Source organism: Tumebacillus avium (assembly GCF_002162355.1).
Lineage (GTDB): Bacteria > Bacillota > Bacilli > Tumebacillales > Tumebacillaceae > Tumebacillus_A > Tumebacillus_A avium.
The window spans coordinates 954,108-980,559 of record NZ_CP021434.1 but is presented as its reverse complement, the minus strand read 5'-3'; the positions used below and the strand labels follow the sequence as shown (position 1 = coordinate 980,559).

General features: G+C 48.5%; 19 protein-coding genes. 15 read left to right on the top strand and 4 right to left on the bottom strand.

From position 1 onward, the window contains the following. Positions 1 to 3: 3 nt before the first annotated feature. Positions 4 to 1,446, bottom strand: coding sequence for a nucleotidyltransferase family protein (locus CBW65_RS04390; RefSeq protein ID WP_087455780.1), 1,443 nt, complete (start codon positions 1,444 to 1,446; stop codon positions 4 to 6). A gap of 349 nt (positions 1,447 to 1,795) precedes the next feature. On the opposite strand from CBW65_RS04390, the gene CBW65_RS04385 reads away from it, so the two are divergent. Genes CBW65_RS04385 through CBW65_RS04340 form a run of 10 tightly spaced genes read left to right on the top strand, consistent with a single transcriptional unit; the run spans position 1,796 to position 18,466 of the window. Next, a complete protein-coding gene (locus CBW65_RS04385) occupies positions 1,796 to 2,764 on the top strand; it encodes a nucleoside-diphosphate kinase (protein ID WP_087455779.1) in 969 nt (322 codons plus the stop codon). Next, positions 2,764 to 4,080, top strand: coding sequence for an aminotransferase class III-fold pyridoxal phosphate-dependent enzyme (locus CBW65_RS04380; RefSeq protein WP_087455778.1), 1,317 nt, complete (start codon positions 2,764 to 2,766; stop codon positions 4,078 to 4,080). The genes CBW65_RS04385 and CBW65_RS04380 overlap by 1 nt, the downstream gene beginning before the upstream one ends. Positions 4,081 to 4,092: 12 nt before the next feature. After that, complete coding sequence (locus CBW65_RS04375; protein WP_087455777.1) at positions 4,093 to 4,875, top strand: class I SAM-dependent methyltransferase; 783 nt, start codon at positions 4,093 to 4,095, stop codon at positions 4,873 to 4,875. Positions 4,876 to 4,895: 20 nt separating this feature from the next. Continuing rightward, complete coding sequence (locus tag CBW65_RS04370; RefSeq protein ID WP_087455776.1) at positions 4,896 to 6,185, top strand: aminotransferase class III-fold pyridoxal phosphate-dependent enzyme; 1,290 nt, start codon at positions 4,896 to 4,898, stop codon at positions 6,183 to 6,185. 18 nt (positions 6,186 to 6,203) lie between these two features. After that, positions 6,204 to 7,634, top strand: a complete 1,431-nt coding sequence (locus tag CBW65_RS04365) for a B12-binding domain-containing radical SAM protein (protein WP_087455775.1) — start codon at positions 6,204 to 6,206, stop codon at positions 7,632 to 7,634. Positions 7,635 to 7,646: 12 nt separating this feature from the next. Beyond that, positions 7,647 to 9,416: an SDR family NAD(P)-dependent oxidoreductase gene (locus CBW65_RS04360; protein WP_087455774.1), complete on the top strand. Its 1,770-nt coding sequence runs from the start codon at positions 7,647 to 7,649 to the stop codon at positions 9,414 to 9,416. Next, the gene (locus CBW65_RS04355) at positions 9,406 to 13,866 is read left to right on the top strand and encodes a PEP/pyruvate-binding domain-containing protein (protein ID WP_157721766.1); all 4,461 of its coding nucleotides are present in this window, start codon (positions 9,406 to 9,408) and stop codon (positions 13,864 to 13,866) included. The genes CBW65_RS04360 and CBW65_RS04355 overlap by 11 nt, the downstream gene beginning before the upstream one ends. Before the next feature lie 12 nt (positions 13,867 to 13,878). Further along, positions 13,879 to 15,249 carry a glycosyltransferase family 4 protein gene (locus tag CBW65_RS04350; RefSeq protein WP_087455772.1) on the top strand — a complete coding sequence of 457 codons (1,371 nt, stop codon included), beginning with the start codon at positions 13,879 to 13,881 and terminating at the stop codon, positions 15,247 to 15,249. 13 nt (positions 15,250 to 15,262) lie between these two features. Further along, the gene (locus CBW65_RS04345; RefSeq protein ID WP_087455771.1) at positions 15,263 to 17,125 is read left to right on the top strand and encodes a B12-binding domain-containing radical SAM protein; all 1,863 of its coding nucleotides are present in this window, start codon (positions 15,263 to 15,265) and stop codon (positions 17,123 to 17,125) included. Between the two features lie 33 nt (positions 17,126 to 17,158). Continuing rightward, entirely contained in the window at positions 17,159 to 18,466 is a 1,308-nt protein-coding gene (locus tag CBW65_RS04340; protein WP_087455770.1) for a glucose-6-phosphate isomerase, read from the top strand. Between the two features lie 245 nt (positions 18,467 to 18,711). Here CBW65_RS04340 and CBW65_RS24075 read toward each other — a convergent pair whose 3' ends face one another. Then, complete coding sequence (locus CBW65_RS24075) at positions 18,712 to 18,849, bottom strand: hypothetical protein (RefSeq protein WP_157721765.1); 138 nt, start codon at positions 18,847 to 18,849, stop codon at positions 18,712 to 18,714. A 3-nt stretch (positions 18,850 to 18,852) separates the two neighbouring features. Next, positions 18,853 to 20,037: a helix-turn-helix transcriptional regulator gene (locus tag CBW65_RS04335; protein WP_087455769.1), complete on the bottom strand. Its 1,185-nt coding sequence runs from the start codon at positions 20,035 to 20,037 to the stop codon at positions 18,853 to 18,855. Positions 20,038 to 20,505: 468 nt separating this feature from the next. Between CBW65_RS04335 and CBW65_RS04330 the strand changes: the two genes are divergently transcribed. After that, the gene (locus CBW65_RS04330) at positions 20,506 to 21,168 is read left to right on the top strand and encodes a hypothetical protein (protein ID WP_157721764.1); all 663 of its coding nucleotides are present in this window, start codon (positions 20,506 to 20,508) and stop codon (positions 21,166 to 21,168) included. 140 nt (positions 21,169 to 21,308) lie between these two features. On the opposite strand, the gene CBW65_RS04325 is transcribed toward CBW65_RS04330, so the two are convergent. Then, entirely contained in the window at positions 21,309 to 21,638 is a 330-nt protein-coding gene (locus CBW65_RS04325; protein ID WP_087455767.1) for a hypothetical protein, read from the bottom strand. 1,776 nt (positions 21,639 to 23,414) lie between these two features. Here CBW65_RS04325 and CBW65_RS04315 point away from each other — a divergent pair. From CBW65_RS04315 to CBW65_RS04300, 4 genes are all read left to right on the top strand, one after another. Next, positions 23,415 to 24,122: an SDR family oxidoreductase gene (locus CBW65_RS04315; protein ID WP_087455765.1), complete on the top strand. Its 708-nt coding sequence runs from the start codon at positions 23,415 to 23,417 to the stop codon at positions 24,120 to 24,122. Between the two features lie 200 nt (positions 24,123 to 24,322). Next, on the top strand, positions 24,323 to 24,652 hold the full coding sequence (locus tag CBW65_RS04310) for a PadR family transcriptional regulator (protein ID WP_087455764.1): 330 nt from the start codon (positions 24,323 to 24,325) through the stop codon (positions 24,650 to 24,652). 15 nt (positions 24,653 to 24,667) lie between these two features. Further along, complete coding sequence (locus tag CBW65_RS04305) at positions 24,668 to 25,534, top strand: pentapeptide repeat-containing protein (protein ID WP_087455763.1); 867 nt, start codon at positions 24,668 to 24,670, stop codon at positions 25,532 to 25,534. 119 nt (positions 25,535 to 25,653) lie between these two features. Continuing rightward, positions 25,654 to 26,361, top strand: coding sequence for a DNA alkylation repair protein (locus tag CBW65_RS04300; protein WP_087455762.1), 708 nt, complete (start codon positions 25,654 to 25,656; stop codon positions 26,359 to 26,361). The last annotated feature ends 91 nt before the right edge of the window (positions 26,362 to 26,452 follow it).

Below are 26,452 nucleotides of genomic sequence, written 5' to 3'. Positions count from 1 at the left end.
ATTCTACACATCCTCTCCTGTGGACTGATGAGTCAAAAGGGCCGCATGAATCTCCAAAACTTTAGCTTCCAAAGCCTCAAATTGTACTTCTGTGAAAATCATTGTCTTGCTCGTTGAATAATAACCGCTCGGTGTAATCAACAGTTCACCGTTCGCTTGGGTGGGCAATACGTATGTGTCTTCTGCGATTTGGAGAATATGCTGATCAAATTGCTTCCACCAGTCATACGCAGGGAAAGGTTGGGGGGCGGATTCGTTGGCACCTTCAAACTTGCCAACTTCGGTAAACAAGATCGGGTCGCCCAATTGTAACCCTTCGCAGAGATGTCGACCTTCCAGTTGTTCCTGTAACAATTCATGTTCTGCTTCTTTAGATTCGTCGGCCAAAACGAGCATTCTGTTTAAAATCTCTTGACGTTTCGCAATCATCAGCAAGCCGCGTTGCAGGTCATTGCGCTGCTTGGCGAGATCGAGCTCGTGATGATAGAAAAAGTAGTCGTCAACTTCGTCTAAGGCGATCAATTGAAGTCCTTGAGGTTGAGTCGAGAGAGCGACACCGATTTGGTACTGATAATAATCCGATAAATAACGGGCGAGATCGGCCAGCCCTTTTTCAAGGCAGTTTCGTTGTGCCTGCTCCAGGACATAGTCCCAATCGAATTCGTTTTGGTATTGTGACAACAGCATATAGGCATCGTTAAGGTCTTTGATTGTGAAATATCCGTGGTTATACGTATGTGCCAAGGCAAATAAGAAAGTATCTTCAGGTGTCGGCAAATAGAAATGGCCGGCATCCTCAAGTTCAACCAAGCGTGCCCGCTGCCAGATTGGAGTCTGTAAAATTTCCGCTTGTGCAAACGTCATGCTGTGAGTATGAATATCGATGTCAATTTCTCTGATCAAGGTTAAGTGTGCACCGATGACGGTTGACCCCTCGTGTTCGAAGAACTGCAACCAAGGGCTCTCGTCTTCTGCGACTCTATGCCCAAGACTGGAGAGGCCTGCAGCCAGCTTCCACATGTGCGGCAAGTCCGGAACGACGATGTCGATGTCGTTTTGTTCACGCAAACGATAGTCGGGGAGCAAGAACGGCATGCAGCAACCTTTGACGGCAAGCACGGGGACACCCAAGGAAGTTGCGAGTGCAACCACCTCGCGGAAACTGCTCTCCATCAGTTGCTTTTTCGCAAGGACTGCTTGTTCCCCACGGTGTTTCTCATCAAGAGCGTTAAGGAATTCATCGATCTTATCATGTAGAGCAGCGGGGGCCGTTTTACGCATTTCCTGAAGGAATTTATAGAATACATAAATCGTCTTAATCTTGCGAAGTCGTGGGAAGAGATCATCAAATGAAATATTCGGGAGCAAGTTGCAGGCTTGCTCTACGTCATGTTTTGTGTAAGTGATTTTACAACTGTGCAGGATGAATTCCCGAATGGTGTCCATGTTGGCTCCTCCTCATCAAATGTACTCTGAAAATGAAGATTGCCCCTGGAGAAAATCTCCCCGGGGCAATTTGGAACAAACGATTGCATTATTTCTTCTTTACTACCTTTTTGTTTACCATCATTTCCAATGCCATCGTTGTTGCACCTCCTCTCGGGTAAGGTGTGTAGTTTACGTATACAGTTATATATCAGGCAGTTAATAATTGTCAATAAGTGTTTTCCGAATAATTGGACATAAATCAATATTGTTGATTAGGATAGTTTAATGAAATTTCTAAAATATCGTTGCGTGTATTACTTCGGTTCAGTATAATACTTTACACATACCTAATTGGGAAGTGTTGGATATGGTGGAAATCGAGTACACGGTCGCTGTTATCAAGCCGGATGGAATGGAACTGCAAGTCGAGTTGCAATTTGAAAGTTTGCTTGAGAAATATGGGCTGACCGTCTGTTCCTCAAAGCAAAGCAGGTTATCGCAGCGAGATGTCGAGGCTGTATTTGCCAAAAATTCTCCACAGTACTTTATGTACATGACATCTGGCCCGGTCAATGCGTATCTGCTTAGAGGCTTCCGTGCGAGTGAAGCATTGTATTTCTTGAAACAAGAAATTCGTGCTGCCTATGCATGCGAAGAACGCGGAATTATGAAAAATTTAATTCACAGTTGTGACGTTGGGAATGAGTTCGCCATGCAATCAAGATTCTTTTTTCCGGAGGATGAATTTGAGTATTGCATGGGGATTGCAGATCTTTACGTGAAGCTGACGGAAGAATCGATAAAGCAAAAAAAGATTGAAATGCGCACATTGCAAGAGCGAGGCAATTTGCGCTGGGCATACTGTGTGATGGCGAAGGAAAAAGCACCTGCGCTCTGGCCGCTCATCGCAAAAGATAGCGGGGGAGGGCTGACCGTACTTCCAGCTTTGGAAATGGAATTTGATTGGCAGGGAAGCGCTTATCCGCTCCTTGTGTACTTTCCGGACGGTCAAATTTCTGCGGGTCTGGTTGCCGAACAGAGCCGTGACCCTCAGGTACTCCTGAAAGCAGCTCATACCGATGCTGGTTTGTGCGCTCTGGGATATACGCCTTGGCGGGAAGAGACAGCACCATTGTTACGCGAATTGAAGCGGTGTGGATTAGACGGGGTGGTTGCCTTTGATGCAGCCAGATCGTTGCAGGAATTGGATCAACTGATTCGGGTTGCAGATGATGAGCTGCGGCTTCCGTTAATCGGTGGGTCAAGGAATGGACACATTGGGTCGATTACGATTGGAAATGCGGAATATACAGAGTTTCTTGAGAGGTGTAAGTGATGAGATTTCAACGTTCCCTAGATTTGAATCAGCGTTTGTCGAAATCGATAGCCAGTCGTGTCTGGTGCCCGCTGATCCCGGCAGCAGCGGACAACATTATTTTTGCCTCTGCGGAAGGCGCATACCTCTACGATGTGGATGGGACGAGATACGTTGATTTTAATAACGGAAAAGGGTCTGTTCTGCTGGGGCACAACGACGCAGATGTCAACTCGGCTTTGCAGTCTTTTGCAGAGTCAAACCAAAACGTGCTGACTGGCCCGAGCGAGAAGATCGTGGAGTTGGCGGAGCGGATCGCAGCAGAGTCCCCGGGACCAGAAAATCAGGTGGCTTTCTTTTCGACAGGAACGGATGCTGTTCGGGCAGCTGCCTCGATTGTGAAGCAGGCAACTTCCAAACAGCTGCTTGCCAGCAGTGGATATCACGGTTGGGACCCGATGTGGCAACCGTCCAACGGACTTTTGGAACCGAATGAACACGGTGTTATCGATGTTTTCTTCACCCCAGAATTGCTGGAGACGTGCATCGCACGTTACGGGGAGAAGCTCGGCGGGCTGATCCTGTCCCCGGATTATGTGTATTTGCAAAAAGAGACGTATATCGTGCTGTTTGACTTGTGCCGTCAACACGGGCTCCTGATCGTCGTCGATGATGTGAAACAGGGCTATCGATACGGGATCGGGCCATCCGTTCAACAGTTTGGACTGAACGCCGATTTGTATGTGTACTCAAAAGGCTTGTCCAACGGCAGACGCGTATCGTGTGTCGTCGGCGACCGCTCATTGATGAGAGCGGCTGAAGGCTTCACGTATACCACGTACTATGAATCTTCCTCCGTCGTCGCTGCTTTGGCTACTTTGGACAAACTCAAGGCAAAGGAGGGGTATCAAATAATTCGGGAGCGCGGTGACAAGTTTTTGCAAGGCTTGAGAGGCCGTTTGGCCGAAAGTGGACTGCCGATTGAAGTCAACGGAATGGGCAACCTGTTTCAATTCGTATTCGGCAGCGATGAACTGTCGACTGCGTTTTACGAAGCGGCCGTCTGGGAAGGAATTATCTTCTATGCGGGGGATAACCAGACACCGTCGCTGGCGTTTACGGAGGCGGTGTATCAGGAGGTGCAAACCAGCTTAGATCGGGTGCTGTCCATTTTGATCGAGCGCTTTGCCGGCCTGATCGGCATGGAAGTTTCCCCAGAACGTCGATTTCTGACCGCGTGGGGCCAGATGGATGGTGCCAGTGATTGTTTGTCAGTACAAGCACGAATTGATTGGACACAACGTCTGGTATACCCGCGTCAACCTGTTAAATCATAAGGAGGTACATTTATGTTTTCGGCAGTAGCAGTGGATGAACTCACTGTATTTCAAGAGTTCGTCGATACCTTTCCCGTAGCGGGACGGAACGTTTTGGAGGTCGGGGGCTCCATCCCGTGGGAACGGGTTGCGCAAGAAAAACCTGCGCTCTGGGTGATGGTGGACCCGGTTAATGAAGCGATCGATCAGGGGATTTATCAAGGGATTCAGGGGATTGCCTCCAGCGTGCCATACCCGAACAACTCGTTTGATTACGTGTTTTCCTGCAACGCTTTCGAGCACATTTCAGATCTGGAAGAAACGTTGGCTGAACTCAAGCGGCTGCTCAAGCCGAACGGTGTGATTTTCAGCCACTTTGGACCGATCTGGTCGGCGCCGGACGGTCATCATCTGGACATCGTGCACAATGATTGCAGCTATAACTTCTGGGAGAAGACGATCCTCCCGCACTGGTATCATTTGATTTTTTCGCCAGAGGAATTGTCGGAAATTTTGGAATCAGCCTTGGAACCGGAATTAGTTCAAGCGATCATTCAGCATGTATACCTCAGTGACTGGATCAACCGGCGCCATTATGAAGATTATCTGAGAGCGTTTGAACAGTCCGGATTGACACTTGAATATCTGGCTGTGACCAACGAGGTAGATTATCCGGAGGAGTTTCCCGCCTATCGCCATCCTTTGCTGGAAGGATTAACAAAGGATGTGATTCAGGCCAAGGTCGAAGAGCTACATGGAAAGCGTTTCCGTAACCTGTTTTGTCGTGATATGAAAGTGGTTCTGCGCAACTATTAAACCAAATGGAGTGATCGAGCATGACGAGTAAATCTGAAAAGTTTTTGGAATACGGAGCTCAATATACCGGGACGATGCGTAAGGACCTTGACTCCCTGTATCCGGTTCTTTTTGAAAAGGGAAAAGGGGCCTACGTATGGGACATGGAGGGAAACAAGTATCTTGATTTCACAGGCGCAACCGGTGCGATCATCTTGGGCTATTGCTACGATGAGGTAGATAAGGCTGTAGCCGAGTACTTGTCTGAAAACGGGAACGTGTTTATCACTAAGTTCTCGAAGCCGCGAGTGGAATTGGCCCGCAAGTTGGTTGAGCATGTACCGTGTGCTGAACATGTAAGCTTCCACAAGACCGGCTCTTGTGCAACAACGGTGGCGATGCGCTTGGCAAAAACCCATACGAACCGCGAAATCGTTCTGACTTGCGGATACCATGGCTGGCATGATTGGCAGCTCAGCATGTTCCCGGATTTTCGAATTCCGGATGAGCATCACCTAAATTTTGAATACAGCTTGGACAAATTGGAAGAATTGATCGAAAAGCACAAAGACAATGTAGCCTGCGTTTTTATCACGCCGGAACCGAGTTTCTTCCCGATGGAATACTTCCATGAACTGCGTGAAATCACAAAGAAACACGGCATCTTGTTGATCTTTGATGAAGTGGCCAGTGGGTTCCGCTACGAACTTGGCGGCTTCCAAAAGTTCTCCGGTGTCATCCCTGACATGGCGACTTTTTCTAAAGGCCTTGCCAACGGTTACGCGATCTCCGCGGTCTGCGGCCCTAAGGAGATCATGGTGGATGGAGCGCGCAAAAATCACTTCTGGAGTACGTTTGATGCGGAAATCGGCCCGATGGTTGCCGCGCTGAAAACGATTGAAGTGTTTGAAAAGCAAGATGCACTCAAGCAGATGTGGGAAGTCGGTCAGTATTTCTATGATCAGTTGCATGACCTGTTCAACGAAGCTGGTGTTGTGTTTGAAATGATGAAGTATCCCACGATCTTCCATATCATTTTCGATGACACTGAGTTGTACGATGCTTGGATTCTGGAATCGCTTAAGCGAGGTGTCGTACTCTCTCGTTATGACTACCAATTGATCAGCTACAGCCACACCAAAGCGGATATCGATTTTGCGATCGAACGAGTCACTGAGGCGTTTTATGCATTGAAAGAACGTTTCCCGAATTCCTTCTATACCGGGGACAAGCCGAACCTGAGTCAAAAGACTCTCGCTGAGCGTTTGGAATACGAGATCGGCGGTACGATGGAATATCGAAAAGGCATGAAACTCCAATTTGTAAAATAAGGAAAGGTGGGAGAGAATATGAAGTTTCTTTTATGCAATCCGCCTTCCCCACAAGGCTATCATGTCATGCGCTCCTATTCGGGAGGGTATGGGGACTTGTTCAAGGTGGAACAAGACAGCGGGGAATTGATCCAGTTTCCTCCGATTGAACTGCTCGCTTTTGCGAGTCTGATACGGGAGTCGGGGCATGATGTGGAAGTGCGCGATTATCAGGTGATTCCGTATGAGGAAGCTTCGTTTCGGGAATGGGTAGAAAATAGTTCCGGCGACGCGTTCCTGCAAGTGATTTCGCTCCCGACCTTGGAGAGCGATTGCCGTCTTGCATCGATCGGCAAAGAAGTGCGGCCTGCGATGAAAGTATTCATTCGTTCGAACATCACCTATCCTGATGTCGTCGAGGATGCGTTGCGTAAATCCGGAGCAGATGCGGTGATCTTCCCGGATTCAATTCTGGATTTCTTCCAGATTGTGCAGGGGGAGCGTTTGCGAAATGTGGCCTATCTTAATGAAGCGGATGAATTGACGATGACGGAAACGGAGCGGATTCAAGAAGTCGACACATTGCCGATTCCGGCTCGTGACCTGATCGATGCGAAACATTATTGCTTCCCGCTGTTCCGAAAGACCCCGATCCGAAACATTGCCACGTTCCATTCCAGTTACGGATGCCCGCATCCGTGCGGGTACTATTGCCCGTATCCGTTGGCCGAGGGCAAAAAAGTCCGCATGCACTCCGTTGCGCGAATGATCCAAGAGATGTGGCAAATCAAACGGTTGGGGATTACAGGCGTCATTTTCCGGGATCCGCTGTTCACATATGATCAGAATCGCATTCGTGAATTCTGCGAAGCTTTGATCGCCGAAGATCTCGTGATCGATTGGTGGTGCGAAACCCGGATAGACCGTCTGAGCTTCGAGCTGCTGGAACTGATGAAGAAGTCGGGGTGCGTGGGGCTGGAAGTCGGAGTTGAATCCGGTGATGAGGAAGTGATGGCTAAGCAGGCCAAACGAGGACTTAATCTGGAAAAGTTGATGGAGTTCCAGGCGTGGACCAGAGAGCTCGACTTGCATGTAGCCTATCTGTTCTTGATCGGTCTTCCCGTCGAGACCCCAATGTCAATTTTCAAGACGTTGAAGCTGATTCTCGACATGGAACTTAAGGAAGACGAGTACAACCTTTCGTTCATCACTCCCTATCTGGGAACGCCGCTTTATTTTGAAGGGGTAGAGAAGAATTGGATCTTGCGCGACTGGAACGACTTCTCCGGATATTCAGTTGTAATGAAGACCGATTATTTATCGGAAGAAACGATGTTGCAAACGTACGAGTTGGGAGAAGAACTCAAGGAGATTATTTCTGCGCGGGCACATAGCACTCCAGAAGAATTCGGAAAGCGGCAAGAACAATTTCTGATCAAGGCCGAACAATGGGCCTGTCAATATGTATGAGGGGGCCGCTCCATGCTTCAAGGTAAAATTGTTTTGATCACAGGGGCCAATCGCGGATTGGGCAGAATGCTTTCTCTTCGTCTTGCAAAAGAAGCGGCAGTCATCCTGTTGGCCTGCCGTAACCCCGAATTGGCAGCTCAACTAAAAAAACATATCGAGGAACAAGGCGCCAAGGCCACCGTTCTTCGTCTTGATCTCACAAAGCGTGAGGATGCAGCAGAGGTTGCCAAGATAATCGAAGAGCAATACGGACGTTTAGATATTTTGGTGAATAATGCCGGGGTCTTTAGTCATTCGGACGACGGCAAGTTTGAAGAGATCACCGAAGATATACTGCAGGTCATGGTGCAAACGAACCAGATCGGTTTGGTTCGAATCACCCAGTATTTGTTGCCGTTGTTACGGCGTTCGCAAGCTGGCCGCATCCTCAATCTGACAAGCGATCTTACAGACTGCAACACGATGGACGGGCTTTTCACCGTCTATAGAATGACGAAAGTTGCGGTTAACGCGCTAACCGTCAATTTAGGTGCTGAATTGCAGGACACCGCAATCCGTGTGTATGGAATCGACCCTGGCTGGATGAAAACGGAGATGGGGGGACCTGATGCTCCTCAAACTCCTGAGGAAGTCGCTGAGTGGATCGAATGGGTGCTTAAACTCAATCGCGATGTTCCATCGGGCACTATATTTTATGGAAGAGATCGTGCAGAATGGTGGAAGATGAAGAATCAGGAAGAGGTCGATCAGAAGCTGATTTGTGAGCAGATTGCTACGTTTTATGACCTCACCCCGAAGCGGTTCGTGCAGGCGTTGGGGCGTTGGGGGTCTTCCTACCGCTGGGTTCTAGAAACGGACGATGAACGGTTGATCTTCTTGAAAGAACGACCGTATTATCAAAGTCATGCAGAGGCACCGTTCCATCGGGCCCTTCACCACCATGTATTTACACAAGGCGGGCCGGTTACCAAACTTCATCTTACACAAGACGAGTCGTACAGCTTCAACAATGCGGCCGGACGGGACTTTGAGGTGCAGGACTGGCATAACGGCACCCATCTGTCGCCAAATGACTGGACCGACTTGTATGACCTGGGCAAGGTGATCGCACAGTTTGGGGAAGCGGCAAAACGGTTCGACGTGAACCGCGGGAATTGGTCGTTTCCGGAAAGCCGAAATGTCTACCATGCAGAACGCCTCAATATGATCAAACGCTTTTCTGTGCCTTTTTTGAGAAAAGGGTATGCCGGTCTGGGGCTGGATGGGGAGAAGTGGATCGAGAAAATCGTGGACCGTTTGGAAAGAGCGGACTCGACAGTCGAATGGGAAAAACTGCCCCAACAATTTCTGCATGGAGACGCACATGTGAACAATTGCGTGCGGCTGCCGGATGGCCGCGTCCTGATCGTAGATCTGGATGATGCTCGCTGGGGATATCGCTTGACAGACCTCGCATGGGCTTGTTCCATTTCATCTGGTATTATGTGGGATACGGAGCATTCTCAACCGCGAATCGCAAACGAATTGAACGTAGAGAAAATCAAAAAGATCGTCCGAGGATATGAAGAGATCGCTCCGCTGCAGGACGCAGAACTTGCGGCATTGCCGTATCTGTTGAGCATGAATCTAGTGCTTGCGTTTATCAACTGTACGGGTCTCGATGAAGAGGATGTTCCGCCTGCAAAAGACCTTCAAGACCAGATCGAAACGCTGATCCATCATGTGGACCTTTGTCAAAATCAGATCTTTGACTTGGAAAGGAGTTCTACTCGTGGCAATTGACGAACGAATCTATGGCAACAAGATCAATAACACAATCCTCATGAGTACGATTCCCGGGCTAAACGCACATGTTCCGAAAAGTTATTTTGTACCGTCGACTTTGTTTCAAGAATATTTGTCCGCTCAACCCGCAGTCTGGGAAAAAATCCAGACCTTTTTAACAGACTTGCGCTATGAAGTGGTCGAAGGAAATCTGTTGCTTCATTTTGATGTCAAGGTACGAAACTATCTGCAAAAAACAGTTCAAACCGAGTTTCACAGATGGTTACTTCAGCACCGGTCTGAACTGATTGATACGATTCAACAACAGTTTGGCGAACGGCTGTTAGTGGTTAGAAGTTCCGGCAACGAAGACTCCGACGAGTACTCCAATGCAGGCGGGTATGAAAGCTTGGTTGCTGTACATCCGGCGGAAACGTTGGATGCGATGGCAAAAGTGGCAGCGAGTTTCTTCGCAGTCAAGTCGTACAAGCAGTTGATGATTGAACATGAGAAACTCGACGCACGCGCAGCGAAAGGAGTGGCAGCGTTCTACCGCTTCCAGGATGAAACGTTTGCGCTCGCAGTAGAGGAGGGCCTTGCACAGTTCTATGTTCAGGCTGGCGTAAGGTTTTACAAAACCGATCGGAACTTAGATTTGCACTCGAATGAAGTGGAGCTCCTCGAGAAAAAGGAAGAAAGCGTCATGGTCCGGACGAGCGATTCGGACTTGCAGAGTTTTAGAATCTATGAACGGTGGGAGTGGATACCGAAACGGCCTGATGAGGCGTTCGTGTCCATTTTGATTCAAGAGATGATCGGCCAACGTGTAGACAAACAAATCATGGATCAAAAAGCTCGTATATACGCTCCGTTGCTTCCAGTTGATGTGTTGAAATACATGGTCAAGAAAATCAAAGTCGTCGAGGAATCTTATGGTCGGCCGATGGACACCGAATGGGTGTTTGATGGCGAATATCCCGTATCGATTGTAGGATTCTCCAAAGAGCGCCAAGGGGGTGCCGACTATCCGGTAGTGACCTGTGTGTTAGGTGTCGGCAACGCGGTTTCCGGGGAAGAGTTCGCTTCTAGCACGTACATGGTTGTCGACGACAAGGTGATTTTAGTTAACACGAGTGAAAAAACGGTCGATGTTCGGGGAACAAGCGATGCTTTGAAAATCGTCCAAGCTCGCCCGTTGGTGGACACTACTCTGACGAAGCCGCTCTCCTATGTGGGTGTCGACGAGGGACTTCTGTTGCCGCTGACCGTCTTTGAAGGCAATGTACTAATTGAAGGCTACGCTGCATCGCATGGATATTTGCACATGTCCCCTTCCTTAGATGAAGCGTGGGAGCAGTTTACCAAATTGACGCAAGCGGAAAAGCAGGAATTGGCTTGTGTGGTCGTGAAAAGCGGAACCGGTCTCGATCATGCGGCCATAATGTTCACCCGCGTAGGCGTTCCTGTCCTGCAGGTGAGCCGTGAGGTGTATGACAGAATCGTCAAAGCAAACTCGCTGCAACCAAAATTCGTGTCCGACCTGCAAAAAGGAATGCTGTTGCATCATCAGGAAGCAGCACAGTTAAAGAAACTGGTGCTGTGTGAAGGGCGGATAACGTACCCTCCTTTGTTCCGTCGTTCAAGTGTCGTCTTGGAGGAGAAGGTGTCTATCCAAGCCAACCAAACTTCAAGGTACAGCAACATCATGCAAGCGAGCGATGTGCTGTATGGCAGAAATGGAGTGGCGGGGCTGCTAGAGCAACTGGAGACATACAGGCCGGAACTTGGCGAGCATGCTTACCAGGATCTGGTTCAACTACTTGGCGAACAAGTAGAGCGTTTGGCGGATCTTGTGAAACAGGAGCCGTACTTCGTTCTCCCGCGTACGATCTGTCGGTACATCAGTACGCACTGCTATTCGGAAATTGAAACGAAATTTCGTGTACAACTGCTGCGCACGCTTTTGTTCCACCTCCAACAAGAGGCTGAAATCGAAGTCTCATCGGACGGCTCAACCATGGTCGCAGGCTCAGCTCTTGGCTGGGTATTGAGAGGATATGTACAGGGCCTTCGGGAAGCGGACAACCTTGGGGAGCGGCTTGGACTTGAACTGGCTGCACGACTTGAGGAGCAGAAAACTGCGTATGCCGAGCAATTGCGCAAGGAAATTAGCGAGCTTCTTTGGGAACGCATTCTGCTGGATCACGATGGAGTGCGGCATTTGGAAGAGAGTCATTCGCTGAAACGCTATTCTTCGCTAGTTTGTTACATTAGGAGCGGGTATTTCACCTTCTGCCACGATTATAAGCAGAGAAAACTCGTCAACGATCGACCGTGGGCGTTTTATGAAACGTTTGGCTATCGCTCCCAAACATCACTCGATCCGGATACAGTTTTCCTCTATTTGGGGACTGCATTGCGGGGGGGAGAAGTCTACAAAGAAGTGGATGACTTGCTAAAGGAAAGTCAGTTCACAGACCCGACTCTGCTCCACAAATACCGCCAGTATATTTATGCACTGGGGAGCGGAGGTTCGCTGGAAGAAGCGTGCTTTTTGAAGGCATTGTGTCAATATGGTGGGGCAGATTTCTTGCCGAACTTTTTGAAGCAAGATGACGCATTGCGAACGTTGTTGACTCCCCTGTATCAAATATTAATGGAGCTCAAGCTGTCGGAGATCGATCATGATATGATCGAGAAGCTCTCTTCCAGCGGAGATTTGCAGACGGCTCGTGAAGCGAAGTTGCAGGCCGATCGCATTCATCAGGGGCTGCGTTTCCTCTTTAACCAGACGAAACGATCCAACTTACCGGATTTTGTCCGAAAATCACTGCATAATGTATTTGCGAACCTGCTCGATGATTTTATCGACTTGTTCGACCTCATCGCAAAAGTGTACGCCAAGGCATTGGCCGCAAATAAAGGTGATTTCTACCTGGCGTATATGGACACGTTGCGGAGATGGTATGAAGCGATGCTCGAGTTTACTGCGGAAATGAAGACCGAGTTCTACCGACGTTATGAACGATACGTGAATCGGCATATGGAGAATCTCTATGCTGAAGAAAACAGGGGAATGTTCTTGGGGTATGGGTATGACGGCATCTGGTTCAACAGGATCAACAACTTCCCGGACAAGTCGATTAACATTCACCAGTTGCACAATACGATTCATCAAGGCTCGATCTTCTTCAAGACGAAGTTGTATCCATTCTTTGTTGAAGGCTACCCGATGCAGGTCTTTGCGGCGACGAACAGTTTCTGTGAGCAGTTGAATCCGATCTTCAAACTCCGTCATAATTTCCTGCAGATGGAGTTGGGATTGACCATTCATAAATCGGCTGCGCTCCTATCGGTGACAGGTTGCCAGTTCTACTTTACGGAAGCGCCGCGCGGTGAGGAAAAAGGGCACGACAAGTTCCATATCGCCCGTCTGATCTCGATGCAGCAGTTGCTGCAAGGATGCAATAAATGGTATCCAAAATTCCGTTTTACTTCCGAGATATATGAGTTTGTCGGCGATTTCGGCATCAAGATCTTCGTTTACCCGCAAGAAGGTCAATTGTTTGACCAAGCGGAATGCTTTGATGCTTTCCGTATTGTGCAAACCCTTATGGACAGCACCTATGAATTTTCCAAGGTCGATAATGCACGCCTATCTCATCTGGAGCATGACATGGCGAACGAACCGATGTACCAGGAGATTTTCCCGTTGTTGGTGGAATACCGAAAGCAAATCGACCAGCATGAGTTCTACTTGCCCTTGCTCTCGAACCGGATGACGATTGTGATCACGGCGTTAAGCTTGCAGCATGACTTTATGATGCCGATCTGCGAGGTGTGGAATGCTTCGTATCGCGAGATGGAGCAGAAGCTTCGCCACCGTGTTGCAAATGATGCTTTTTGGAAAAAGGAATTGGATGCTTTGATTCTCGTACTGCGTCATCCTGAGGAAGTGTTCCAAGATCTGTTGATGCGCGACGGTTCCTTCACAGCTTGGGAACGTGCATTGGCACGGCATCTTCTGGCGCGTCGTGATTATGCAGCGCTGCTTCTGCAGGACAGCAATCTCAGACGATACCCGGAAATGCTCACGCTTTTAGAGAAGACTCAGCCGTACCTGGTTATGGAACAAGCGCAGCATCAGCAGTGGCTGCAGGAGCGCCTTCACAATCACTTGCGAACGAAATCTCCAGAATCGTACATCCTGCGCAAGTGCGCGATTGCCTATCGCTTGGATCAATGGGTGAAAGAGTATGTAAGCGAAACACCGTGGGGGACTCCGGTGGCCGACATGATTGAGAACCGGATGCGCCTACATCCGGAGGTACTGCAGCGATTGAAGCGTCAGGAACATGAGCCGCAACATGCCAATGTGGTGTTACCGCTCCTGCAGCGCGTGAAACAAGCGAGGGCGTTCGACTGCCGTTACCGGTTCCCGGATAACGAACTTGTACTAGACGAATGAGGAGAGGTCCCAATGTTAACTACAATATGGAATAAAATGTTCGGATCCAAAAAAAGCGTGGTGAAATCCTCAAGACACGAATCTTCGTTTCGTGTCTTGAGGCTAACCCCTCATTACTACTATCCTCAATTGGCTGATGAAGGATGGCCGATTCGTTTCGACCCAATCGGCGGGATGCAAGTTCAGATTTCCCAGCTTTCAGAATCGATGTTGTCGCATCCGGTGGAGCAAACGGTGATGACCTTGGGATTGCCAAACGTGCCAAAACACTGGAGGTATCATGACAGGCTGGAGGTATTTGGAGCTGGGCTTCCGATGTTGCCGATCAAGTCTGAGATTCGCGGGACGGTGGGTCTTAATCAATACTGGGGAATTGGTACAATTCTGAAAATAATAAAATTGTACACCACCGGTCAACGGAAATGGGATCTTTTACACTCTCATTGCAGTGGTGTCCTGACCCCGCTGGTTGTTGGCGTGGTGGCTTCGAAACTATTGCGAGTACCTTTGGTGTTCACCATCCATTGCAGCCGCTTGGCCACCTACCATCCGATGAGCCGATTGGACGGATGGTTACATCCGCTGATTATTAAATTGGAAAAAGTATGTCTGAGACGAGCCCAGCATGTGATCACCTTGACCCCAAGAGTCCGGACAGCTTATTTGCAGGAGAATGTGCTCCCGCCTTCCCGGATTTCGGTAATTAGTGACGCAGTGGACCCAAAAACTTTGCAATCTTTTGTCACTTCCAAAGCGATCGAAGAGTTTCATGAACAATACAAGGTGCCGCTTGACAAAAATATCATTTTGTTCGTAGGGCGAGTGGCCCATGAAAAAGGCTGGTTTCACTTCGTTGATTTGGCGAAGCGTCTGCAGGAACAAGGCGAAGGGGAGTTTCATTTTCTAATTTGCGGTGATGGCAACCACAGCAAGAAATTACGAAAGCGCGTACAGGATGCGGGATTGGAGAATTCCTTCTCGATAACGGGATTTATCTCGCATGAAAAAATTCCAGTGGCTATGAAAATGGCCAAGATGGTAGTCGTTCCGTCCCTGCACGAAGAATTGGGCGGTACCGTATTGGAATCGGTCTCGATGCAAGTTCCGGTGCTGGCATTTGCGGTCGGCGGTATTCCCAACATTATTGAACACCGGAAATCCGGTTGGCTTGTCGAATATGGAGACCTCGACGGGCTGGTGGAAGGTGCGAATTGGATTTTACAACACCCTGAACAAGCAGAAGCGATGAGCCGCAAAGCTCTTGAAGTATTAGAAGAATACGAAATCGAGTCCATCGTGGAAAAACATGTGCAGTTGTACCGATTAGCAAACACAGGGACGGCGCAAACGACAGACAGAAGACTGCCGACATCGATCTTATGAGGGGGAATGGTAGATGGGTCTCAACATATTATTGATAAAACCCCCGAATTGGGCATTTTATCATGAAATCGGAAGACATATTCCGATTGGTCTTGCCTATTTGGCCTCATCAGCGCGTGAGGCGGGACACCAAGTCAGCCTCTTTGATTCACTTTCCTATTACGAGGACAATCATGTCATCCCATATGAGGACTTATCGCCGATTCAGCGCGAAAAAGTGGATCGCCATCCTTCCTGGCGCCATGTCATTCACTGGGGAGCGACTTGGGAGCGGATTGAAGCAGAGATTCGCCGGGTCAATCCCGATGTGATTGGGATTGCAAATATGCACACTCCGTTTTATGAAACGAGCTATGAGATGGCGCGGCTTGCGAAACGGATCGATCCCAACGTGAAAGTTGTGGTCGGTGGGTCTCATGCGACGATTGCCTACGATCATGTGCTGGCAGAACCGGCAGTAGATTATGTGGTTCTGGGAGAAGGGGAGAGATCATTTGCAGAGCTGCTGCGTCATCTGGAGGCCGGTCAGAGACCGCTGGGGATGCAAGGTGTGGCGTTTCGCATGACGGAGGAAGAAGCGGCCGCTCATCTTACCGGTTATTCGACGCGCGGTGGAGAATATCCGCTGTACTGTGACCTAAGACCTCAGTGGGTGACCGACCTCGATTCCCTCCCGCGGCCGGCAGCTGATTTGCTCGATTTTTCCAAATATAATGGTCGAACGATAATTTTGACTTCCCGAGGATGCCCGTTCTCTTGTTCATTTTGTACCGTGCACGCTACGGTTGGCAAAAAGCACCGTGCTCGAAATCCGGAATGTGTACTGGACGAAATTGAATGGTACATTAGGGAACATAACGTCCGAAGCTTTCACTTCGAGGACGATAACTTCTCATTCGATATGTCCCGTGCGGAGCGTATCTGTGATCTGATCATCGAGCGGAATCTGGATATTGAGTTCCGTTTGCCTAATGGAATGACAATTATCAAGATGAATCAGAATATTGTGGATAAAATGGCAAAAGCCGGGGTCAAGGACTTGTTCTTCGGTTTGGAGACGACGAATCCAAACCGTCTCAAGCTCTTGGGCAAGACGTTCACTTCGATCAAGAGTGTCAAAAACGCATTGGATTGGTTTAAGAGCCATGGTTTGAAGATGGGGACTTCGCTCATTATCGGCTTTCCGGATGAAACCCTCGAGGAAATGGTCTACGATATCGTGAGCTTGATTAAAGCGGATATGCATTTCGGCACTCCGAACCCATTTTATCCAACACCGGGGGCGCCTTTGTTTCAGACCTGTGTGGACGACGGTGTCGTAGACTCGACAACCGATTACGGTTGGTACGATGAATTTAATTTCCCTGTGGAATCTGACCTGTTCACCCGAACCGATATCTACGATCTCTGGTCCTCTTGCCTTGTTGCGAGCTACTGGCCTGCAGTGCTGCGTGTGTCGGATGAGATGCCAAGGACGTATGACAATCTTTTACGGCTGTTGGGGGAAACAGCGTACCAATACCCAATTGAGGTGAAGGAACTGCAGAACGGTCACTATCATTTCATTCCGCAGGAAGGCACCTGCTTCTGTTCAATGATGCACCTGAAGCACGATGAACACAGTGCCCGGCATGGACACGTCTGTCAATTTACAGCGGATATTTTTTCGCGGTTGATGTACCTTTATACCGGGACGCCGCATGCAGTTCGACAGATCGAATCGGTGTTGGGAGGACATGGCCGTTGTGTGTTCGAGGTGTTTCCAGCCCAAGAGCGCAGCAGAGCGATGGAGTTGTTAGTCGAAACCTTCCGTTCGAAAGAATTTGATCAAGAACTTCGGAATCGTCTTGGTATAGAAGAGGTAGTTGTATTGTAAAACCAGCAGCATAAGGTTTCAAAAGAGGGGTCGGTGTCAAAAATTAGACTTGAAGCAACGGCAATCGATTTGCGATTCGATGAAAGTATTCTGGAGCAGGTTCAACAAGCACACGATTATCTTCATCAAAACGGTGGCAGTGCGGGACATGGGTTTCTCGGGTGGATCGATCCTCCTGCAGAGAGCGGCGAACTGGCAGAAGAACTGCTTGGGGCGGCTGCATACATCCGAGGAAAGGCAGACGTACTGCTCGTCATTGGTATTGGAGGGTCTTATGCGGGGGGACGAGCGGGGATTGAGATGCTTACTCACCCGTTTCGCAACCAATTGCCACCTGAGCAAAGAAACGGTCCAGAGATATATTTTTTGGGTCAAAATCTGTCCGCTTCCTATATAAAGGGCCTTTTGTCGATTCTAGAAGACAGGGACGTCATCGTCAATGTGATTTCCAAGTCAGGGACGACAACTGAGACGGCGATCGCCTTTCGTATCGTACTGGGTTGGATGCACAACAAGTATGGTGCAAAGGAAACAGCACGCCGAATCATTGCAACGACAGACCGGTCTAAAGGAAATTTGCGCCGGATCTCCGAGGCGGGTGATTATCGGACATTTGACATACCGGAAGATGTCGCCGGACGCTACTCTGTACTCACGCCTGTCGGGCTGTTGCCGATGGCGGTGGCAGGAATTGATATTCAAAGCATGTTGCGTGGCGCCAGGGATGCACGTGATCAATACAGTACCTGCGATCTAACTCAAAACATTTGCTATCAGTATGCGGTCGCTCGCAACAAATTGCTAAACCAAGGCAAACTAATCGAGATTTTGGTATCGTATGAACCGGGCATGGCGCTGTTTGCAGAATGGTGGAAGCAGTTGTTTGGGGAAAGTGAAGGAAAGGATGGGAAGGGGATTTTTCCCGCCTCTGTGCAGTTTACGACCGATCTGCATTCGATAGGTCAATACGTTCAGCAAGGTCCGCGTCATTTGTTTGAGACGATACTTTGGGTGGAGGATGCACACTGTAACGTGGAATTGCCGGAGTTGGCTGGCGATCCGGATGAACTCAATTATTTGGCCGGGAAAACGCTTAACTTTGTGAATGAACAAGCGTTTTTTGGTGCCTTACAAGCTCATACTGAAGGCGATGTGCCCAATCTGGTGCTCCGAATTCCGAGACTGGATGCACAACATGTTGGACACCTGTTCTATTTTTTTGAAAAAGCGTGCGCACTGAGTGGATACCTGCTAGGGGTGAATCCGTTTGACCAGCCTGGTGTCGAGATGTCAAAACGCAATATGTTTAAGCTTTTGGGCAAGTCGGGCAGCACGCTGTAAGACCCCATGATGATGTCATGGGGTTATTCATGTGTTCTGTCTATAAGGTGCAAGTCCCGAATGGCGAAGGCATGGACTTTCACCTCGTAACGATAGGACGATAGGAATCTCCTGAAAATAAAATAAACCAGCAGAGCCGATTCTTGTCGGTTCTGCTGGTTTCTGTACGGTCAATGTTGAGAAGAAGATGGTTACATTCTTTTGGAAAAAAAAGCCTCGCCATAAATGGCGAGGGAAAATGTTCATTACAGACCGTTGACGACACTAAACGGGATTGGGGGGATTGTATCCGCAACGATTGTTTGATTTTTCTCGACCGCTGTGAACAAGAAAGCAAATCCTACCGCCACAACTAATAATCCTGTTGCCAATTGCTTTTTCAATCACTACGCCTCCCAGTTAAAATATTCGCTGTCTCTATTTGAGTAGATGCGCTCCATCTTATAATATCTTAACACTGATTCTGCGTCATCAATTGAGCTGTAATAGCTGATCAAACACTTGCAAGCAAGTTGTCGAACTGATGCACTTACTGTTGTGTCGTTCAGCGTCTTTTCTGCAAAGTGGGGATTCCTTGTTGCTACAGTGTTTGATATTTGGAGACGACCATAAAAATCGTGATATTGTTTTGCCAACTCAAAATGCTCTTCAATCATCGCTTTGGCAGCAGAGTGTTTCCCGCGTTTTATCATTACTTTTACAAGTTCATTGACAGCAAAAATAAAGGAGTAGTCGAACGGCTCTAATAGTGGTAGAGAGTCACGTAACAATTTGTCTGCCTCCTCATAATTCTTTGAGGCAAACTCAAAATGTGCAACGTTGACAATTGCACGACCGATCTGCTCGTTGTCGTAAGTTTGTTTGTAGTATTCGAGAGCTGCGTAGGCATACTTCTTTGCCCGCTCATGATTCCCTCGCACCTCATGCATCTTCATCCGGGTATAGCAAGCCAAGCCCATGGCGCTCGGGTTGGTTGAAAATACACTTTCCACAACTTGCAACAGTTCCTCAATGTTGCTGTACTCTCGACGGAGAGTGTATGTAGCCATTAAGTTCTTGGTCACATGGTGCAGCAGACTGGTTTCTCCGTATTCCATTAGAATTTCTTTCGCGAGATCGAGAGCGCGCAACCAGTTTTCGTGAGCTTCGTCGTATTGTTCCAGCAAGTACTGAGCCTGGCCGAGGTAGTTGATACTCTGGCATCGCTCCGTCACACCTTTTGCAACGCTGACCAAGTAGCGTGCCAACTCAAGCGTACGCATGAGCATCACTTTTGTTCTTTTCTTCGCATGGAACAGTGACTTCAACTCGCGCTCTGTCTTCTCCGTATCAATCTGTTTGATCCGCTCAACCGGCATCTGCAGCCCTTCGGCGATCTGTCTCAATTCGGAAGGGGCGATATGGCGGCCTTCGGTGACCATCTTGCGAAGGGTTTCGCGATTGAGGCCGATTTGATCGGCGAATTTGCGGATGGAGTTGGCATCGCCTTGTTCATTGATGAGTTCTCCAATGCGTCTGCCCAATGGGATTTTTCCTGCATCGGTGACCGCTGTATTTTCAAGTGTAGACATCAGACCTACCTCCGTCTGTAGTTTGTCTATGAATGCTGTTAGCATGATGGGAAGTAACCGTTTTAATAATTATAGATTACTTTTATTCGATTGTATATGTTTTAGATTCACGAACAAACAATGACCTGAGCTCGGGTGTATCCGAATCAGGTCACTTTCGTTTGAACGATGATTGACAATGGACAGTTTCGTCCCACTTTAGTTTCGCATCAAATAACAATACGATCCAGTTTTACCTTTGTTGACGAATGGTATTTTTACGTGTTATAAATGGATCGGTGTTTTAGTTATTTCAAATAACTCTCCCGGCAGTTTGATGTCGCAAAACGGAACCTATCAGGATGCCCTGAACGGAATGTGGTATGGTGATATCATCAAGAAATGGTACTCTTCATATGGAGGTCGTCAAGCTGCGACCCAAATTTTCATTCAGAATTAAAATTTCCATTACTTTTTAAGGGGCTTCTGATGATGACTCTATTTTTTCGCAAGGTCAGTGCTGCTGCCGGTCGTTTCTTCGTTCTTGCTCTCGTCATCATTCTGATAACTGGTTGTGGAGAAGCTGGCGAGTTTTCTCCGGCTGAAGGACAACAAGAGCAACCAGAAGCAGTCCCTGCTCCACCTTCCAATCCATCTTCCCCCACCACGCCGCCCACATCAGCGCCTGCCGGTATGAAAATGGGAACGGACGGCCAATTGTATCTGTCAAAAAACGGCCTGCAAATCCTCACAACGCCGCCCGACAGCGGCCCCGAAGAAGTAGCTTGGCGATTTTTCAAGTTACGCGGTGAGCAGAAGTACGATGAAGCGGTCGAACTGTTGAGCGGCTATATCTATCCAAAGTATAAAAATGAGCCAACTCGCAACGTGCTAGTAGAGGTAATCGCCAGCGAATTCGTACGAGCAGCAGACATCACCGAGATCGCTCCTGTTGAAGGAGAAACAGACGGTGCCTTTGCGAGAAAAGTGATTTACTTAGAAATGAATTTTCAGCTGCGCGGCACATTGTCACCGGAAAGTACCGACATGCGAAACGGATTGAACCGCTATGCTGTTCATCTGATTCAAGAGAAGGAAGGCGCTCCTTGGAAAATCGTACTTCTCGGTGGCTGTCCTTGGCTGGAAAAATAAGTAGCCATTGTGAAGCTTGCACCCCTAGTATTGATACTAGGGGTGCTTTCTGTCAGTTCTGCGGGTGCCTGTAAAGTCAATATTGAGAAGAAGATTGTCACGCGATCGAGACAATGACCTGAGCTCGGGTATATCCGAATTCAGGTCATTTTCGTTTGAACGAGGTACTTGTTCAGAAAATCAGCGACGGTGAGGTGAACCATATCCAAGAGTAAATCCTCTGAATCCTTAAACAGCATGTCTTGAGAAAACGTCTTCTCACGCGTGAAGTACTCTGATGCGGGGCATTGGACAACACGCCAAATCATGAAGGTGACGGTATCTGTTTGCAACTGCTTTTCATATCGGGTGATCACCAGATGTGGATGGTAGAGCAGCCCTTCTTCGAAAAACGTATAGGGATCTTCCGCTGCTGAGTTTTCAAAAGCAACTTGGACGATACGCGGTGTAAATGCCGGCACTTTCTTCATCTGTTAGTCAGCCTCTTCTTCGGACTTTTGGAACATGAATTTTCACCTCGTGACGATGGGGTTACAGGGAGTTCTTAAAAATAAAATAAACCAGCAGAGGCGACTCTTGTCGGTTCTACTGGTACCTGTAAAGTCAATTTTAAGAAGAAGATTGTCACATACATTGGTGACAAAACACACGAACAATTGATTCTATACAAAGACTAGCCGTTGCGTTAAACTTTTTCTGGTTTTTACCACTTGTTTGGAAGGGGGACGCAGTGGACGGAAGGAGTATTTGGAGAGGGAATATGATGGCAAAACCGATCGAGGCATCACCAGTTTTGCGCGGTCAAGATCTAGTTGATTTTGCGAAGAGCCTTTCTAAGACTGAAAGTCAGGCAAGCGTTTTCACGGCTCAAATGACAAGATCCTGTCCCCATAGTGAGTGAACAGGATCTTGCTAAGTAATGGCTAGTTTTTGCAACCGTTTTTGTCACAGGTAATCTGGGAGTAACTTTCAACCCAGTGGCTTGGGTGCTCATTGGTATTAAACCCACAGCCAGTAGTGCCACCTTTTGCTCCACTATGTACAATTCCCGTTGGAGTATGTTTAACTGCCATCTTCTTATCACCTCCTGAATATCATTGAATAGATCTAATAACAATAATAACAAAATAGATAAATGCATACAAGTGTTGCAAAATGTTATTCTCGTTCAATTAACGTACCGCAAATTATGAATCATACAATCCTATACAGTCCACCCAACTTGTGTCCACTTTCGTTAGGGTAAATTTCCTGACTCACAGACCTAGATATTGCCTCGCGCGCCTCACCACAACATTTGTATTAGAACCTTTATTTCAGTTGATGAACCTCTGGCCCAACTGAAAGGAACGTCAATTTCTTACATGTCATCTGAATCTGGGGCAGACAAGATCATTTGGACTGAAATAAAATCTCAGAACTAAAATACGCCAAGCCTATGAGTACGCATCCCGGCTTGGAGTTTTGACGGTACGGTAATATTTCTTGGGAAGCGTGAACCCAGGGGGAACGAAGTGTTTTTGAGTACCGCGCTTAGAGTGAGACGTTGTTCAGTTTTCCTTTGGGAAAATGGGAGATAGGGATTCTCCGTCTGGGTTGTTTCCTTCTGGTGTACTTGGTAACAGTGATCATAATCCTGTCGGTGCTGGATCAGGCATCGGAAGAAGAACTTCTTTGGCCGCTGGCGGTACAACATGGTGTACAGTCCTTTTTTTCGTTGGGTTTGGCTTCTTGGCCATGGTCCTATTTGCGAATTCAAGTTGGTCGCTCGCGGCCGTGGGCGTCTATACTAGCAGTCAAGTTTTGACGGGAGGATCATTGACTCAGCTGTTTAATGTGTTCCTTTTTAATAAAACCATCGTACCTGTGACGGAGTTGCAGAATGTTGTGATTCAATGTCTAGTTCTGGGGGCATCCATGTGGGGACTGGCGCAGTGGAGATTGCACAGATTTAAGCGATTTCATTGAAGTATGACCACCATTCGCAGTAATTGACGAGGACTTCTGAAGCGTGCTAAGCTAAGTTCAAGAAATGATTTAGCCCGTCGGGCGAATGCCATATGGCAAACATGTATGGCCAGGTGAAATATTCCTGGCCCTTTTGCATGTTTTTAAGCATTAACTCTCCTGAGTTGATGCTTTTTTGTTAGCTATGCGTGGCTTTGTTATAGTTGACTTGGAGTAGACTCCAACTTGTAAGATTACAATAACCATTGCCATGACGCGGCAAGTAACGGAGGATACACATGACACAGGAAAAACGAGTTGCGCTGGTCACCGGCGGGAATCGGGGAATTGGATATGAGCTGGTCAAACAATTGGCTGTGGAGGGCTTTCAAGTCATCTTGACCAGTCGGGACGTGGCGAAGGGTCAGGAAGCTGCGCAAAAACTGAAGGAGTCCGGTCTAGAAGTTGAGGTTGTGGGGATGGACGTCAACGATCCGGAGAGCATTCGTCAAGCCGTGAGGACAGTCGAGGAGCGGTTTGGAAGAGTTGACGTGTTGATCAATAATGCCGGGGTTTATTTGGATGAACAGGAAACACTTTTGACGATGGAGCCCGCACTTGTGGAGAGAACGATGGCAACGAACTTCTTCGGCCCGTATCACGTGCTGCGTTCCGTGGTTCCGCTCATGGAAAAGCACGGCTATGGGCGCGTGATCAATATCTCTTCGGAATGGGGATCGATGCGCGAAATGTCGGAGCGGGGCGCAGGTGCCTATAAGGTGTCAAAACTTGCTTTGAACGGATTGACGCAATTGGCCGCCGCAGAAGTCAGGGGAGATATCAAAATCAACGCGGTCGACCCGGGATGGGTTCGTACAGAGATGGGAGGACCCTCTGCTCCGAGAATGCCCAAGGAAGCGGCCGAGTCGATCCTTTGGCTGGTGACGATTGGGCCGGAAGGGCCGAACGGAGGATTCTTCCGAGATGGAGAACGAATCGAGTGGTAATTTTGCTCTTGCAGGAAAACTGCTTCGAACCACTTTCTTGAAAAGAGGTGCCCCATTGGTTCCTAAAGAAAGGAAAAGAGGTTGGATTCTTACGAATCCAACCTCTCTTCAATTTCAAACAAAGTATCATACTGAAAACACTACCTTGACTGTCATGGTAGTGTGACGTACAATGGCATTATGGAGGTGAAGGTGATCCTATGAACGATAACAAAATCACATCCGACCTGCTGCGGGGACATACGGATACGATGATATTACGGCTTTTGTCCGAAGCAGACCGTTACGGCTATGAGATCGTCAAGCTGATTGCCGAGCGCTCGGGTGGTGACTATGAATTAAAAGAAGCCACGATGTACTCCAGTGTCCGACGGCTTGAAGCGGACGGCGATATCGAGTGGTATTGGGGCGACGAATCTCAGGGCGGACGGCGCAAGTACTTTCGGATTACCGAGAAGGGCAAGGCTACGTACGTCCGCAACATCAGCAACTGGGAGTACGCAAAGCGCGTGCTTGAAAACTTACTATAAAGGGGACTTGATCCGATGAGTGAGAAACTGACGAACTATCTGAACGGCGTTTTCGCACCATACGATGGGTTGAAAAGCGTCGACGAGTTAAAGACCGACCTGCACTCCGATTTGCAGGAGCGGTTCCGCGAACTCCAAGCGGAGGGCAAGGACGAGGCAACCGCTTTTGCGATGACCGTGGACAGCATCGGCGACATTGAGCAAACGATTCAAGAGGTGGCAAACCTCTCCCGCTCGCTGGAACGGCAAGTCGGGGTCAACTTAAGCGCGAGCAACCTGCCGAAGAGCGACTTTGTGGGCGTTATCGCGCACAATGGGAAATTTAAAGCAAGCGCGTTGCGAGGCTCCGACTTCACGAATGCAGACCTGACCGGCAGCACGTTTGCTGCCAGTGACGTGCGGGATGCCTGTTTCGACGGCACCAACCTGACCGACTGCATTCTGTCCACCAATGACCTTGCCAATGCGAGCTTTACGAAATCCATCCTGGTTCGCACCAACTTCAGCATGTCCGCACTTGCCGGGGCGAAATTCATCGATGCAAAACTGACCGACGTGAATCTGACTATGACCGATCTGCGCAAAACAACTTTTGAAAGGTGTATCTTTAACGGTGTTGATTTCAAGAAATCCGACCTGGGAGGCCAATGTTTTGACGGGCAGACCTTTATCGGAGTCAATTTTGACAATGCGGCACTGAATGATGTTAGTTTTCGGGGCGCGATTCTCAAAAATGTATCTTTCCGTGCGACGTTTACCTTGACCGGGAGATATTATCGCATCATCAAAACGATCTGCTTTGACGGAGCGATGATGGATAAGTTGACCTATGCTGCGCTCAAAGGTCTCGGGGCTGATTTGTCAAAAGTTACGATTCTCTAGGGAGAGAGGTGGCGATCCGGACTGTCCGCAAAATCGGTGGACGGCGCAGGCGCCTCTTCCTAGACAGTACACGGCTTAGGAGAATTGGGTATGATGATAAAGAAAGGGGGTGCAGAACGATGGATTTTGAAACGGTGATGCAGGAACTGGAAGCGCTCGGCAAGGAACGATTGAAAAAGATGTATTTGGGCAATGGTGCACATGAGCCGCTTTTTGGCGTGGCTACTGGCGAGATGAAGCCGCTTGCTAAGAAAATCAAGAAAAATCAACCTTTGGCCGAACAGCTTTACGCCACCGGGAACTATGATGCGATGTATTTTGCCGGCGTCATTGCCGACCCGATGGCAATGACGGAGGCGGATTTTGAGCGTTGGATGGATGCGGCTTATTTTTATATGCTGTCCGATTTTGTAGTGGCAGTCACTTTGGCTGAAACTGATATTGCGCAAGATGTTGCTGATAAATGGATTGCCAGCGGTGAAGAGCTTAGAATGTCGGCGGGCTGGAGCTGCTATTGCTGGCTGTTGGGCAATCGCCCGGATGCTGAATTTAGCGTAAGCAAGTTGGCCGGTTTACTTCATCAGGCGGAACGGATGATTCACGATGCTCCGGAACGAGCGAAGGCCTCAATGAGTAATTTTATCTACACAGTCGGGATTTCTTATGTGCCGCTCCATGATCAGGCGGTGGAAACCGCAAAGGCAGTCGGCCAGGTTGAAGTCAAGCGGGGCAAGAAGAAAAGCATGATCTTGCTCCCTGCTGAGCAAATTCAAAAGGATCTAGATCGGGGAAGGATTGGTTTCAAACGCAAATATGTCAGGTGTTAGCATTGGTTGTAGGTTCGTAGCCGCTTGAATTCCCTGTGAGGAATTGGGCGGCTTTTTTGTGATTGCTTGAACAGGAAACAAGAACCGGGTG